The sequence below is a fragment of the uncultured Paracoccus sp. genome (assembly GCF_947487305.1).
Taxonomy (GTDB): domain Bacteria; phylum Pseudomonadota; class Alphaproteobacteria; order Rhodobacterales; family Rhodobacteraceae; genus Paracoccus.
This window is the reverse complement of record NZ_CANKWH010000003.1, coordinates 25,319-40,039: the sequence shown is the minus strand read 5'-3', so window position 1 is coordinate 40,039 and position 14,721 is coordinate 25,319. Positions and strand designations below refer to the sequence as shown.

General features: G+C 65.7%; 11 protein-coding genes. 3 read left to right on the top strand and 8 right to left on the bottom strand.

From position 1 onward, the window contains the following. Positions 1 to 479 precede the first annotated feature (479 nt). The 3 genes from petB to radC all read right to left on the bottom strand — a co-directional run bounded on the left by petB (position 480) and on the right by radC (position 3,462). A complete protein-coding gene (gene petB / locus Q1A36_RS04895; protein ID WP_299840592.1) occupies positions 480 to 1,802 on the bottom strand; it encodes a cytochrome b in 1,323 nt (440 codons plus the stop codon). Positions 1,803 to 1,813: 11 nt separating this feature from the next. Continuing rightward, a complete protein-coding gene (petA, locus tag Q1A36_RS04890; RefSeq protein ID WP_299840590.1) occupies positions 1,814 to 2,374 on the bottom strand; it encodes a ubiquinol-cytochrome c reductase iron-sulfur subunit in 561 nt (186 codons plus the stop codon). Positions 2,375 to 2,679: 305 nt separating this feature from the next. After that, positions 2,680 to 3,462, bottom strand: a complete 783-nt coding sequence (gene radC / locus Q1A36_RS04885; protein WP_299840588.1) for a DNA repair protein RadC — start codon at positions 3,460 to 3,462, stop codon at positions 2,680 to 2,682. Positions 3,463 to 3,582: 120 nt separating this feature from the next. Between radC and yiaK the strand changes: the two genes are divergently transcribed. After that, positions 3,583 to 4,596, top strand: coding sequence for a 3-dehydro-L-gulonate 2-dehydrogenase (gene yiaK, locus Q1A36_RS04880; protein ID WP_299840586.1), 1,014 nt, complete (start codon positions 3,583 to 3,585; stop codon positions 4,594 to 4,596). A gap of 39 nt (positions 4,597 to 4,635) precedes the next feature. Here the strand turns inward: yiaK and dnaJ are convergent, their stop codons facing one another. From dnaJ to Q1A36_RS04855, 5 genes are all read right to left on the bottom strand, one after another. Beyond that, the gene (gene dnaJ / locus Q1A36_RS04875; protein ID WP_299840584.1) at positions 4,636 to 5,790 is read right to left on the bottom strand and encodes a molecular chaperone DnaJ; all 1,155 of its coding nucleotides are present in this window, start codon (positions 5,788 to 5,790) and stop codon (positions 4,636 to 4,638) included. A 74-nt stretch (positions 5,791 to 5,864) separates the two neighbouring features. Then, positions 5,865 to 7,787 carry a molecular chaperone DnaK gene (dnaK, locus tag Q1A36_RS04870; RefSeq protein WP_299840581.1) on the bottom strand — a complete coding sequence of 641 codons (1,923 nt, stop codon included), beginning with the start codon at positions 7,785 to 7,787 and terminating at the stop codon, positions 5,865 to 5,867. Positions 7,788 to 8,004: 217 nt separating this feature from the next. Then, the gene (locus Q1A36_RS04865; RefSeq protein WP_299840579.1) at positions 8,005 to 8,640 is read right to left on the bottom strand and encodes a LysE family translocator; all 636 of its coding nucleotides are present in this window, start codon (positions 8,638 to 8,640) and stop codon (positions 8,005 to 8,007) included. A 414-nt stretch (positions 8,641 to 9,054) separates the two neighbouring features. Continuing rightward, positions 9,055 to 10,866, bottom strand: a complete 1,812-nt coding sequence (locus Q1A36_RS04860) for a PQQ-dependent methanol/ethanol family dehydrogenase (protein ID WP_299840577.1) — start codon at positions 10,864 to 10,866, stop codon at positions 9,055 to 9,057. Positions 10,867 to 11,018: 152 nt separating this feature from the next. Beyond that, complete coding sequence (locus Q1A36_RS04855) at positions 11,019 to 11,573, bottom strand: sel1 repeat family protein (RefSeq protein ID WP_299840574.1); 555 nt, start codon at positions 11,571 to 11,573, stop codon at positions 11,019 to 11,021. A 126-nt stretch (positions 11,574 to 11,699) separates the two neighbouring features. Between Q1A36_RS04855 and Q1A36_RS04850 the strand changes: the two genes are divergently transcribed. Beyond that, positions 11,700 to 13,793, top strand: a complete 2,094-nt coding sequence (locus Q1A36_RS04850) for a 4Fe-4S binding protein (protein WP_299840571.1) — start codon at positions 11,700 to 11,702, stop codon at positions 13,791 to 13,793. Next, a complete protein-coding gene (locus Q1A36_RS04845; RefSeq protein ID WP_299840568.1) occupies positions 13,790 to 14,689 on the top strand; it encodes an FAD:protein FMN transferase in 900 nt (299 codons plus the stop codon). The genes Q1A36_RS04850 and Q1A36_RS04845 overlap by 4 nt, the downstream gene beginning before the upstream one ends. The last annotated feature ends 32 nt before the right edge of the window (positions 14,690 to 14,721 follow it).

Here is a 14,721-nt window from a genome sequence, read left to right as displayed (position 1 = left end):
TCGGCGGTGTCGCCGGCCGCTGCATCCTGTTCGGTCGCGGTGGTTTCAACCGCAGTCTCGTCGGCGGCAGTCGCCGTCTCGTCCTGCGCAGACTCTTCGGCTTCCGACTGGTCAGCCGAGGCATCGGTCGGCAGCTCTTCCGAATCCTGCTGACCGGCCACCGTTTCCGCCGGCGCGGCATCGGCAGCGGTGTCATCAGCCGCCGCTTCTGTCGGGGTCTCCACGGCAGGTTCTTCTGCCGCAGGGGCATCGGCAGGCTCAGCCGCCGGGGCTTCCGCAGCGGGTGCTTCCGCCGCCGGTGCCTCGGCAGCAGGTTCAGCCGCGGCCGGGGCTTCCGCCTCAGTCGGGGCCGGGACGACCTGCGCTTCGGCGGGCTGCTCGGTGGTTGCGGTCTGCGCGACGGCGAAACCGGCCGAGCCGATCAGCAGGGCCGAAACGGCCGAGAGCGTCTTGGTTCTCAGGGTCATTCTCGGCTCTCCTTACTCGGCAGGCTGGGCGTCAGCCCGGTAGTGATCGTTGAAGTCTTCCTCGATGGTCGAGGGCATCGGCTCGGGCTTCTCGATCACACCCAGAAGCGGCAGGATGACGAGGAAATAGCCGAACCAATAGGCCGAGCCGGCCAGTGCGATATAGGGATAGATCCCCTCGGCCGGCATGGCGCCAACCCACATCAGCACGACGAAATCGACGGCCAGCAGCCAGAACCACCACTTGAACTGCGGGCGATAGCGGCCCGAGCGCACGCGGCTGGTATCCAGCCAGGGCACCAGCGCCATGACCAGGATGGCACCGAACATCGCCAGCACGCCGAAGAACTTGGCGTCGATGATGCCGAAGCTCAGCCATTCGACCAGCATCACCACCCAGACATCCGAGGTGAAGGCGCGCAGGATGGCGTAGAAGGGAAGGAAGTACCATTCCGGCACGATATGCGCGGGCGTCACCAGCGGGTTCGCCTCGACATAGTTGTCGGGGTGGCCGAGATAGTTCGGCATGAAGCCGACCACGGCGAAGAACACCACCAGGATCAGCGCCAGCGCGAACAGGTCCTTGATGACGAAATAAGGCCAGAAGGGCAGCGTGTCTTTTTCAGCGTCGGCTTTCGAGGTGCGGCGCACTTCGATACCGGTCGGGTTGTTGTTGCCGGTGGTGTGGAAGGCCCAGATATGCACCACGACCAGCGCCGCGATGATGAAGGGCAAGAGGTAATGCAGCGAGAAGAAGCGGTTCAGCGTGGCGTTGTCCACCGCCGGTCCACCCAGCAGCCAGGTCTGGATCGATTCGCCAATGCCCGGGATCGCCCCGAAGAGGCCGGTGATCACCGTCGCGCCCCAGAAGGACATCTGACCCCAGGGCAACACGTAACCCATGAAGGCGGTGGCCATCATCGCCAGGTAGATGAGCATGCCGATGATCCAGGTGACTTCGCGCGGGGCCTTGTAGCTGCCGTAATAGAGACCACGGAAGATGTGGATATAGACCGCGAGGAAGAACAGCGAGGCGCCATTGGCGTGCAGGTAACGCAGCATGTAGCCGCCGTTCACGTTGCGCATGATGTGCTCGACGCTGGCGAAGGCCAGATCGACCTGCGGCGTGTAATGCATGGCCAGCACGATGCCGGTGACGATCTGCAGCGCCAGGCAGAAGGCCAGGACGATGCCCCAGATCCACCACCAGTTCAGGTTCTTCGGCGTCGGGATCATCAGCGTGTCATAAATGATGCTGACCACCGGCAGGCGGCGATGCAGCCACTTTTCCAGGCCCGTCTTGGGCTCGTAATGGTCGTGCGGAATTCCGGCCATGTGGTGCCCCCTTAGCCCAGCTTGATCGTGGTTTCGTTGACGAATTCGGCAACGGGAATATGCAGGTTCTGCGGCGCGGGGCCGCGACGGATGCGGCCCGCCGTGTCGTAATGGCTGCCGTGGCAGGGGCAGAACCAGCCGCCGAAGTCACCGGCACCATCGCCGATCGGCACGCAGCCCAGATGGGTGCAGACGCCGATCATCACCAGCCATTCGCCGGCCTCGTCCATGGTGCGGTTTTCGTCGGTCGCCGGCTCGTCAGGCTTGTTGGCATTCTCGGCGCCCTGGTCGATCAGTTCGCCCAGCTCGACGGCGCGGCCAGCCTCGATCTCTTCGGGCGTGCGGCGGCGGATGAACACGGGCTTGCCCAGCCACTTGACGGTCAGCTGCGACCCCGGCTGAACGCCACTGATATCGACCTGGATCGAGGACAGCGCCTGTACATCGGCCGAGGGATTCATCTGGTTCACAAGGGTCCAGCCGGCGGCACCTGCGGCGACGGCGCCGGCCCCGGCCGTGGCATAATAGAGGAAGTCCCTCCGGGTGCCTGCGTGATCATCTACGTTGGACACGGGTTTTTCTCCAGTTCGGGCCTTATGCTTGGCCGGTACGACAATCCGGGCCGCGCGGATGGCAGCCATTGCCGGGGCGTTGTAGCGGTCAAATTCGCGTCAGTCCAGCGGGTTTGCCCGGGCAAATGGTGGCAAAGGACCGGGGTTGTTGGAAAATTGTCGCGGCCCCGGGATGCCGGTGCTGATCGGGCCGGTCATGGCGGCGGGCCGGGTGGGCAAGGCGGGCGCGCGACCGCCGCACCCTTGGAATATTTCAGCACGGATGAAGGGGCAGTGCAATCAGAGGCGCGAATCGTCGGTGCCGGTCAGATCAGCCCTTCGGCGCGAAAACTGACCTCGCGCGATTTGCCGATGATCAGATGGTCATGAAGGGTGATCGACAGGCTGGCCGCCGCCTGGCAGATCCGGGCGGTCATGGTGATATCGGCCTCGGAGGGGCTGGGATCGCCCGAGGGGTGATTATGCACAAGGATCAGCGACGAGGCGTTCAGCTCCAGCGCCCGGCGCAGGATCTCGCGCGGATAGACCGGCACATGGTCAACCGTCCCACGGCCCTGTTCCTCGTCCGCGATCAGATTGTTCTTGCGGTCAAGATAGAGCACGCGAAACTGCTCGGTCTCGGCATGGGCCATGGCGGTGTGGCAATAGTCCAGCAGCGCCTGCCAGCTGGAGAGGACCGGGCGGTTCATCACCCGAGCCCGGGCAAGGCGTTGGGCGGCGGCCTCAACGATCTTCAGTTCGGCAATGACGGCAGGACCGACACCCGGCACCGCCTGCAATCGCTGCGGGTTGGCGCTGATGACCCGGTTGAAATCGCCGAACTGGTCCAGCAGCAGCCGGGCCAGCGGCTTCATGTCCTGCCGCGGCACGGCCCGGAACAGGATGAGCTCCAGAAGTTCATAGTCGGGCATGGCCGCCGCCCCGCCGCTCAGCAGGCGGTCGCGCAGCCGCGCGCGGTGATCGGCGAGATAGGAGGGCTGCACCTTGCCCGGTGGCCCTGCGACGACGGGACGCAGCAGGCCGACATCATCCGCAGCCGGCAGGAACAGCGGCAGCGGTGCTTCGGAGAAGGCGCGATTCGGGTCCATGGCGGCAGACTGGCACGGCAGGGCTGAAGATTCGGTAAAGAAACCGCGCAGGATCACCGGCGGCTCTTTCCCTTGGGGAAAGAAAGCGATCAACTGCCGGGGAACGAGGGAGGACAACAGATGCGCGTGCCATTCGACACCGTTGCAGACATAATCGAGGCCGCCTTCCGGCGCGCCGGCATGGCCCCCGACAAGGCGAGGATCTGCGCCCGGATCCATGCCGAATCCAGCCGCGACGGCGTGGCCTCGCACGGGTTGAACCGGGTGCCGCGCTTTGTCGATTACCTGCAGCGGGGCTGGGTCGATGCCGGGGCCGAGCCGGCACTGGCCCGCCGCGTCGGGCCGATCGAGATCTGGGACGGGCGGCGCGGTCCGGGTGTTCTGAACGCGCTGGCGGCGACCGACCGGGCGCTGGCGATTGCGGCCGAGGAAGGCTGCGGCATTGTCGCGCTGAGAAATACCACGCACTGGATGCGAGGCGGCGCCTATGGCTGGCGAGCGGCCGAGGCGGGCAAGATTCTGATTGCCTGGACCAATACCGAATCCGTCATGCCGGCCTGGGGCGGGACGGATGCGCGGATCGGCAACAATCCCCTGGTCATCGCCCTGCCCGGCACACCGGATCAGGCGCCGCTGGTCCTCGATATGGCAATGTCGCAATATTCCTATGGCAAGCTCGAGGTGACGCGGCAGCAGGGCCGGCAACTGCCCTATCCGGGCGGATTTGACAGCGAAGGCCAGCTGACCACCGATCCGGCGGCGATCGAGGCGACGCGGCGCATTTTGCCGACCGGGCTGTGGAAGGGTGCGGGGCTGTCGATCGTTCTGGACGTGCTGGCGGCGGCGCTGTCGGAGGGGCTTGCGACCGATGGCATCGACAAAGTGGGCGAAGGCAGCTGCACTGGCTGCTCGCAGATCTACATGGGTTTCGATCCCGAGACGCTTGGCAGCGCCGACCACCTGCGCGAGACGCTGGCGGGCATGGCCCGGCATCTGGCATCATCCACCCTTGCCGAGGCCGGGCGCGGCGTCACCTATCCGGGCCAGAATACCCGCCGCACGCGGGCCGAGAACCTGCAGGACGGCGTGCCGGTGGACGAGAAGGTCTGGGCCGAAGTGCAGGCGCTGGCCTGAGCAGAAGGCGGGGCGGGCGGGACCACCCGCCCCACCGGGTCAGCTTGTCATGTCGTCCCAGAAACCCTTGACCTTGTTGAAGAAGCTGGTCGATTGCGGACTGTTGTCGGCCTTCACGCTTTCGAACTCGCGCAGCAGCTCTTTCTGCCGCGCTGTCAGGTTGACCGGGGTTTCCACCGTCAGCTCGATCAGCATGTCGCCCGGCTCGCCATGGGCGCCGGCGCCGTGGCGCAGGGGCGGCATCCCCTTGCCGCGCAGGCGCATCTGCCGGCCGGTCTGGCTGCCTGCCGGCACCTTCACCCGCGAGCGGCCGCCATCGATGCTGGGCACCTCGACCTCGCCGCCAAGGGTGGCCGTGACCATGCTGACCGGCACCTGACAGGCCAGCGTCTTGCCGTCACGCAGGAAGATCGCGTGTTCCTGCACCTCGACGAAGATATAGAGATCGCCCGAGGGACCGCCGCGCATCCCCGCCTCGCCCTCGCCGGCCAGACGGATGCGGGTGCCGGTCTCGACCCCCGCCGGAATGTTCACCGACAAGGTGCGTTCCCGCTCGATCCGGCCTGCGCCGGCGCAGGATTTGCAGGGGTTCTTGACGATCTGGCCCTGGCCCGCGCAGGTCGGGCAGGTGCGCTCGACGGTGAAGAAGCCCTGTTGCGCCCGGACCTTGCCCATGCCCGAGCAGGTCGGGCAGGTGGTCGGTTCGATCGCACCCTCGGCGCCGGTACCGTTGCATTCGTCGCAGGTGACCGAGCCGGGAACGGTGATCTTCTTCTGCAGGCCCTGGTAGGCCTCTTCCAGCGTCACCCGCAGGTTATAGCGCAGGTCCTGCCCGCGCTGCGCGCGGGTGCGACCGCCGCCGCCACCGCGACGGCCCATCATGTCGCCGAACAGATCCTCGAACACATCGGCGAAGGCCGAGCCGAAATCGCCCGGATGTCCGCCACGTCCGCCGAAGCCACCGCCATTTTCAAAGGCCTGATGACCAAAGCGGTCATAGGCGGCCTTTTTCTGGTCGTCCTTCAGACATTCATAGGCCTCGTTCACTTCCTTGAAGCGGGCCTCGCAGCTGTTGTCGGTCATGTTCCGATCGGGGTGCAGCTCTTTCGCCTTCTGGCGATAGGCCTTCTTGATCTCGTCGGTGGAAGCACCGCGAGTCACACCCAGAACGTCGTAATAGTCGCGCTTTGCCATGTAGTTTCCCGTACCGGACCCTCACGGAAGAAGCCGGCCCGCGCTGCGGACCGGCCTCAAAGGTGTTGCCGGGATCAGCCCCGTTTCTTGTCGTCGCCGAGATCTTCGAAATCGGCATCGACGATATCGTCATCCACGTCGCGCGGACCGTCGCGGTCAGCATCGCCCTCATCGGACGCGCCTTCCGCCGACTGCGCCTTGTAGATCGCCTCGCCCAGCTTCATGGACGCATCCATGACGTTCTGGATACCGGACTTGATCTTGCCGGCATCCTCGGACTTGACGGCATCTTCCAGCGCGCCAATGGCCAGCTCGATCGCCTCGACGGTCGAACCGTCAACCTTGTCGCCATGCTCTTCCAGCGACTTCTTGGTCGAGTGGATCAGGCTTTCGGCCTGGTTCTTGGCTTCGATCAGCTCGCGCCGGGACTTGTCGGCATCGGCGTTTTCCTCGGCATCCTTCACCATCCGCTCGATATCCTCGTCGGACAGGCCGCCCGAGGCCTGGATGGTGACGTTCTGTTCCTTGCCGGTGCCCTTGTCCTTGGCCGAAACCGAGACAATGCCGTTGGCGTCGATGTCGAAAGTCACCTCGATCTGCGGCAACCCGCGCGGTGCCGGCGGAATGTCCTCGAGGTTGAACTGCGCCAGCATCTTGTTGTCTGCCGCCATCTCGCGCTCGCCCTGGAAGACCCGGATCGTTACGGCGTTCTGGTTGTCCTCGGCGGTCGAGAAGATCTGGCTTTTCTTGGTCGGGATGGTGGTGTTGCGGTCGATCAGGCGGGTGAACACGCCACCCAGCGTCTCGATCCCCAGCGACAGCGGCGTCACGTCGAGCAGAACCACGTCCTTCACGTCGCCCTGCAGCACACCGCCCTGAACCGCGGCACCCAGTGCCACGACCTCGTCGGGGTTCACACCCTTGTGGGGTTCCTTGCCGAAGAACTTCGTCACTTCCTCGATGACCAGCGGCATCCGGGTCTGACCGCCGACGAGGATCACCTCGTCGATGTCACCCTTCGACACGCCGGCATCCTTCAGCGCGTCCTGGCAGGGCTTCAGCGTGCGCTTGACCAGATCGCCGACGAGGCTGTCCAGTTTGGCGCGGGTCAGCTTGACCACCATGTGCAGCGGCACGCCGCTGTCCTTGTCCATCGAGATGAACGGCTGGTTGATCTCGGTCTGGCTTGCGCTCGACAGTTCGATCTTGGCCTTTTCCGCCGCCTCTTTCAGGCGCTGGAGCGCCATCTTGTCCTTGGTCAGGTCGACGCCATGTTCCTTTTTGAACTCGTCGGCCAGGTAGTTGACGATCTTCATGTCGAAGTCTTCACCGCCGAGGAAGGTATCCCCGTTGGTCGATTTCACCTCGAACAGGCCATCGTCGATTTCCAGGATGGTGATGTCGAAGGTGCCGCCGCCAAGGTCATAGACCGCGATGGTCTTGTTTTCCTTCTTGTCCAGACCATAGGCCAGCGCGGCCGCGGTCGGCTCGTTGATGATGCGCAGCACGTCGAGACCGGCGATCTTGCCGGCATCCTTGGTCGCCTGACGCTGCGCGTCGTTGAAATAGGCCGGAACCGTGATGACCGCCTGGGCGACCGTCTCGCCCAGATAGCTCTCGGCCGTTTCCTTCATCTTCTGCAGGATCATGGCGCTGATCTGCGAAGGGGAATATTTCTCGCCCCGGGCCTCGACCCAGGCGTCGCCATTGCCGCCATCGACGATGGCATAGGGCACAAGCTTGCGGTCCTTCTCGACCTCGGGGTCGGTCAGGCGGCGGCCGATCAGGCGCTTGACGGCGAAAATGGTATTGGTGGGGTTGGTCACCGCCTGGCGTTTCGCCGGCTGGCCGACCAGTCGCTCATTCTCGGTGAAGGCGACGATCGAGGGGGTCGTGCGCGCACCCTCGCTGTTCTCGATGACCTTGGGCTGGCTGCCGTCCATGATGGCAATGCAGCTGTTGGTGGTGCCAAGGTCGATCCCGATGACTTTAGACATTCATGTAACCTTTCTTACGGCGATATAATGGGCCCCGGATCCATTACGGCCTCCGCGGCCCGATCCCATGAGTTCCGATCCGCTGCCCGCACGGGGTGACAGACAACGTCCGGCCTTCGCTGGTCTATATAGGAAGCGATTTCGGACCCGCAAGCCGATGAGCGGGCAGGACTGCCGGGAAAAATGTCGAATGCGGGCCAATTCTTGCCGGTCCGCGTCAGCCCTGGCGAAGGCTGGCGAGCTTCAGCCCGAAGCCGATGAACACCACCCCCGTCACCCCCTTCAGCCAGCGCTGCATGCGGGCGCTGCGGCTGAAGCGGCCGAGCCGGGCGAACATCAGCACCATCCAGCCGAACCACAGCGCGTTGATCAGGCTGTGGATGACCACCAGGAGATAGGCCGAGCCGATGCCCGCGTGGCTGGCGGCAATGAATTGCGGGAAGGCCGCGAGGTAGAACATCGAGACCTTGGGATTGAGGGCATTGGTCAGGAACCCCTCGACAAAGGCGCGATGCAGGCTGCGCGGACGGCGCGCCGCCTGGACCTCGCGCGGCAGCTTGCCGCCGCGCCAGGCACCGATCAGCGCCTTGACCCCGATCCAGATCAGGTAGGCCGCGCCCAGGAGCTTGATGAAGGCGAAGGCCGTGGCCGAGGCCATCAGGATGGCCGAGATGCCGAGGATCGACAGCGTGCCGTGAACGAAGAAGGCGGCAATGAACCCGGCGATATTGGCAAATCCCGCCGCGCGCCCGGATATCGGCACCGTCTTGGCGATCAGGAGGCCATTCGGGCCGGGCGACATCACCAGCAGCGCGGTGACGCTGGCAAAGGTCAGGATCTGGGTCAGGTCCATGGCGGGCTCGCAATTGGGGCGCGCCGATTGGACAGGAGTTTGGCCGTGGGTCAAGCGGGAATTGCAGGGGGGGCGGGGAAGATCGGTCGCCCGACCCGATGCCCCGGGTGGAACACAGGGCGAGCGCCTGGCCGTGGGATGGCGCTGCCGACGGCACGCCCGCGCGATTTATGGTGCCAAGGCCCTCTCTTGCCTGAACTCGGGACCAGCGTAACCCAAGCGCCAGCCCGCCCGGACGGGCAGGCGCTCGCCCGGCGGGTCTGCGACCCTTGTTCCGGGCGATGTCTCCGGATCAACCGGCGAAATTGGACGGTCCTGCAACGACACAGGAAACCCAATAAAATAGCCCCGCCGACCTTTCGGGCCGGCGGGGCGCTGTCGTGCCGTTCTGCAGGGAGTTGTCAGACCGGCGCGTCAGCCGTTGGAGGCGGCTTCCGCCGGGGCTGCGTCCGCCGGTTCGGTCGCGGCGGTGCTGGCGCCCGAGGGCAGTTTGAACGTCCAGACCATGCCACCCTGGTTCAGGTAGTTGACCTTGCTGGCCACTTCGCCACCCCAGAGCGGCACCGCGCCGCCCCAGCCCGAGACGATCGAGACATATTGCTCGCCATCCATGTCCCAAGTCACCGGCTGTCCGACGATGCCCGAGCCGGTCTGGAACGACCACAGTTCCTCGCCGGTGCTGTCATCCAGCGCGATGAACTTGCCCTCGGGCGTGCCGAAGAACACCAGCCCGCCGGCGGTGGTCATGACGCCGCTCCACAGCGGAGCAGCGTTCTTGAACTCCCATTTCCATTCGCCGGTCATCGGGTCGATGGCCTTCAGCGAACCGATATGGTCCTCGTAATTCGGCTTGATGGTAAAGCCCGCGCCCAGATAGGCGGCGCCCTTCTTGTAGGTGATCGGCTCGTTCCAGATGTCCATGCCCCATTCGTTCGAGGGCACATAGAACAGGCCGGTATTCTGGCTGAAGGCCATCGGCATCCAGTTCTTGCCGCCAAGGAAGCTGGGCGAGGCAAAGACGGTCGCGCCCTTGTTGCCCTCGGTCGCGGCGGTCGGATCGCCCGGGCGGTTCTCCTCGACGAAGATCGGCCGGCCCGTCTCGTCGATGCCCGAGGCCCAGGTGATGTCCTTGACGAAGGGCCAGGCGTTCAGGAATTTCCCGTCCTCGCGGTTCAGCACGTAGAAGAAGCCGTTGCGGTCGGCGGTGGCGTATTTCTTGGCGCCGTCCTTGTCGGTGAAGGACACCACCTCGTTCACGCCGTCATAGTCCCAGCCCTCGCGGGGCGTGGTCTGGAAGTGCCACTTGATCTCGCCATTGGCCGGATCGATGCCGACGCGCGAGGCGGCATAGAGGTTGTCGCCCTTGTTGCCTTCGACCGGGGTGCCGGCGCCGCGCAGGTGGCTGTTCCAGGGCGAGGGGTTGCCCGCGCCGAAGACCAGCGTCTTGGTGTCCTGGTCGTAGGAACCGCCGAGCCAGGTCGCCCCGCCGCCGGTCTTCCACAGATCCCCTGGCCAGGTCGCGTTCAGCGTGCCGGTCATGCTGCTTTCGGCGCCGTTGAATGTGCCCATGTGACCCTCGATCATCGGACGGGTCCAGACCACCTCGCCGGTATCGGCGTTGCGCGCCTGCACCTCGCCGACGATGCCAAATTCACCGCCCGAGTTGCCGGTGATGACCAGCCCGTCGACGATCAGCGGCGCGGCGGTATAGCTGTAGCCGGCCTTGTAATCGGCGATCTGGTCGCGCCAGACGACATCGCCAGTCTTCAGGTCCAGCGCCACGATGCGCGCGTCCAGCGTGCCGAAATAGATCTTGTCGCCATAGATCGCGGCGCCCCGGTTGATCACGTCGCAGCAGGGCAGGATGCCCTCGGGCAGGCGAGCGTCGTATTGCCACAGCTCTTCGCCGGTCTTCACGTCGATGGCGTAGAGCCGCGAATAGGAGCCGGTGACATACATCACGCCGTCATAGATCAGCGGCTGGGTTTCCTGCCCGCGCTGCTTTTCTCCGCCCATCGAGAAGGCCCAGGCCGGAACCAGCTGCTTGACGTTGTCCTTGTTGATCTTGTCCAGCGGGCTGAAGCGCTGCAGATCGCGGCCCATGCCATTGGTCAGCACCGTCTCGGTCACGCTCTGGTCCTTGGCCAGGTCTTCCTCGGTGACCTGCGCCAGAGCCGGCACTGCCATCATGACCGCCAGCATTGCGGTCGCGGTGAGTAATTTCATCGGTATCCTCCCTCGCGGTCAGCGCCTGTCGCGCTCGCTTCGCCGAGTTAAGTCCGGGGGCTGAAACCGATCAATTCTCGTATTGTCGTAAGACTTTGGTCGGAGATTTGCGCCGATTTGATTCGCCGCGTCGCGGCGGATGGCAAGGCAGATCAGAACATCGGCCCATAACGCCAGTTGTCGGCATCCGGCGTCACCTCGTCGGGGTCATAGCCGGCATTGCGCAGCCGGATGGCGGAATCGACGCCCTCGGCCGCGGCCTGATCGATCAGCGCCCGCCCGGTATTCTCGTCCCTTGCCACGCCATAGCCACGGATCAGGTCGAGCCCATGGTTGAACTTGCCGATCGGATCGCCCGCCTCGGCGGCGCGGCGGCTCCATTCGGCGGCGGTATCGGGGTCATAGGGACCGGCCAGCCCGTTATTGTCGAGCTGGCTCATCCAGGTCATCGCCGCCGTCCAGCCGGCATCGGCGCAGGCGGTGAAGGTCTCGCGCGCAATGCCATGTTCGCCTTTCTTGGTCATCGCATAGCCCGAGGCGCAGGTCATCATGTCCAGCCGTCCCTCGCGGGCGTTCTGGATCATCCGCTCCATGCTCTGCTCGTCGGGATTGAGCGTGCCGTAAGGATCGGATTGCTGCGCCACGGCCGGCAAAGCCAGCATGAGGGCAAGGGCGGCGACGCAGGGGAAGGTTGCAGGCTCAGACATTCTCACCTCCTGCCGGTGAGGCTATGGGTGCGCCACCCACCTGACCAGACGGACGATGGTCGTAACCCCCGGCCAAGACCTAAGTCGAACTACGGCGAGACCCGGCCCACGATTAGGCTGAGGATCATGCGCGCAGTCCTGATCGTCCTCTTTGTCCTTCTGGCCTTGCCCGCCCGCATCGAGGCGGCCCCCAAGGTCATGCCCAGCTCGCCCGAGCGCATCGCCGCGCTCATCGTGCCGCCGATGACTTTGGGCGAACCGCTGACCGAGGACGGGGTCTATGAGTTGCTGAATTCCGGCGGGGCGCTGGCCGGCTATGTCTTCGAGACCGGGCCGCTGGCCCCCCTGCCCGGCTTTTCCGGCGCGCCGATCAACATGCTGGTGGTGCTGGACCAGAACGGCCGCTTCCTGGATGTGAAGCTGCTGGACCATAACGAGCCGATCTTCGTCTCGGGTCTGGGGCAGGCGCCTTTCCATGCCTTTTTCGAGCAATATCCGGGCCTGTCGATCGCCGATCCGATGGTGGTCGGCAATGCCTATGGCGCGGGCGGGGCGGGCAGCGATCTGGTCTATCTGGACGGCGTGACCAAGGCCACGGCCAGCGTGCGCATTGCCCATGAAAGCCTGCTGGCGGCGGCGCTGAAGGTCGCGCGCGAGCGGATGCAGGGCATCGCCAGCGGCCCGCCCGCCGCGCCCGATCCCGACCATGACGAGGCGCTGAGCTGGGATGATCTGGTGGCGCAGGGTCTGGCGGTGCATCGCCGGGTCAGCAATGCCGAGGTGGACGCCCTGTTCAAGGGCACGATCTGGGCCGATGACGACCCCGAGGCCAAGGCCGAGCCCGAGGCACCCTTTCTGGACCTCTGGCTGATCGATATCGGCCCGCCCTCGGTCGCCCGCGCCGTGCTGGACGCGCGCACCCTGGCCGAATTGCAGGATTTCCAGCAGATCTCGCCCGATGACGAGCCGTTGCTGATCATCGACACCGGCCGTCACGGGCTGGTTTCACCGGATTTCGTTCGTAATACCGCGCCCGACCGGCTGACGGCGGAACAGGGCGGCCTGCCGGTGGCGCTGCGCGATGCCGATCTGCTTGTCGGGCTGTCGGATCAGGTGCCCGATGCCCTCCATGACGGCACCGCGATGATCCTGCGCACCGACCGCCGGCTTGGCTTCAACCCGGTTGAGGACTGGCTGCTGAACGTCCAGATCGTGCGCCAGCATGGCATGTTCCAGCCCGAGACGGGCAGCCAGCACATCCAGATCACCGCGCGCTCGGACCCACGCTTCTTCAAGACGGTCGAGCAACCGCAGACCCTGCCGCCCTGGCGCGAGGCGCTGCTGAACCGCGAAAGCGACCTGATCCTGCTGGCCGGCGGGCTGGTCGTGCTGCTGCCGCTTCTGCTGCTGCGCCAAAGCTGGCTGGCCGGCTTGCGCAGCTTTACCCCGGTGCGGCTCTCGATCCTCGCGGTCGTGGTGGGGTTCGTCGGCTGGTGGGGTCAGGGGCAGCTGTCCATCGTCACGCCCTTGGCAACCGCCCGAGCGCTGATCGACGGGGGCAGCCTGAACTTCCTCCTCTATGACCCGTTCTCGCTGATCATCTGGGGCGCCGCGATCCTTGGTTTCTTCCTCTGGGGGCGCGGGCTTTTCTGCGGCTGGCTCTGCCCCTTCGGCGCGTTGCAGGAATTCGCCCATCACCTTGGCCGCGCCCTGCGCCTGCCCCGGATCGAGCCGCGCGCGGTCTGGGACGCCCGGCTGAAGCTGGTGAAATTCGCCGCGCTGGCGGGGCTGGTCGCCACCATGCTGATCTCGCCCGGCCATCTGGACAAGGCGGTCGAGATCGAGCCGTTCAAGACCGCCATCACCGTCTTCTTCATCCGCGACTGGTATTACGTCGCCTACGCGGGCTTCTGGCTGGTCCTCGGCCTGTTCGTCTTCAAGGGCTTCTGCCGCTATCTCTGCCCGCTTGGCGCGCTGATGGCCATTGGCGGGGCGCTGCGCGGGCGCGACTGGATCCCGCGCCGGGTGGAATGCGGCACGCCCTGCCAGCTGTGCAAGGTGCGCTGCAATTATGCGGCGATCCGCAAATCCGGCGAGATCGAATATGCCGAATGCTTCCAATGCCTCGATTGCGTGACCATCCATGACAATCCGCGCCAATGCGTGCCTCTGGTCCTGTCGCGCCGTCGTGGGCTGCGCATCCCGGAGGCCGCGGAATGAGCGCCCAGACCCGCCGCCGTTTTCTCGCCGTCACCGCCTTCGCCGCGCTGGCCCGGCCCGCGCTGGCCGCCCCCGCCGACTGGCAGGGTGTCGTCATGGGCGCCGATGCCCGCCTGACGCTGCACGGCCCGCCCCGGCAGACCGGCCCGGCCCTGACCGCCGCATTGGCCCGGATGCAGCAGATCGAGGACCTGTTCAGCCTTTACCGCCTCAACTCGGCCGTGTCGCAGCTGAACGCGACGGGGCGGCTCGACGATCCCGACCCGGATTTTCTTGCCCTCCTGCGGCTTGCAGGCGATGTCCATGCGCTGACGGAAGGCCGCTTCGATCCGACGGTGCAGCCGCTCTGGCGGGCGCTGGCCGAGGGGCGCGACCCCGGCCCTGCCCGCGCGTTGATTGGCTGGGACCGGCTTCGGATCACCGCCGACCGGGTGCAGCTGGCGCCGGGGCAGGCGCTGACGCTGAACGGCATCGCGCAGGGCTTCGCCGCCGATGCGGTGCGCGAGGTGTTGGCGCAACATGGCCTCACCCGCGCGCTGGTCGATCTGGGTGAATTTGCCGCGCTTGGCGGGCCGTGGCGGGTAGGGGTCGGCGATCCGGGCCTCGGGCTGGTGCTGGACCGGTCTCTCTCCGGCAATGCCATCGCCACCTCTTCGCCCACCGCGATGATGCTGGGCAGCGCCCCGCATATTCTTGATCCGACAGGAAAAACCGACCAGCTCTGGTCCACGCTCAGCGTCGAGGCCGACAGCGCCGCGTTGGCCGACGGGCTCTCCACCGCCCTCTGCCTTGCCGACCGCCCCGCGCTGGCGACGATCCTGCGCCGCGCCGGTCCCGCCGTCACCCGCATCACCGCCATCGCCCCGAATGGCGATCTCATCAGCGAGGCGACATGACCCGTCCCCCGTCCTTCACGCAACCGTGGCGA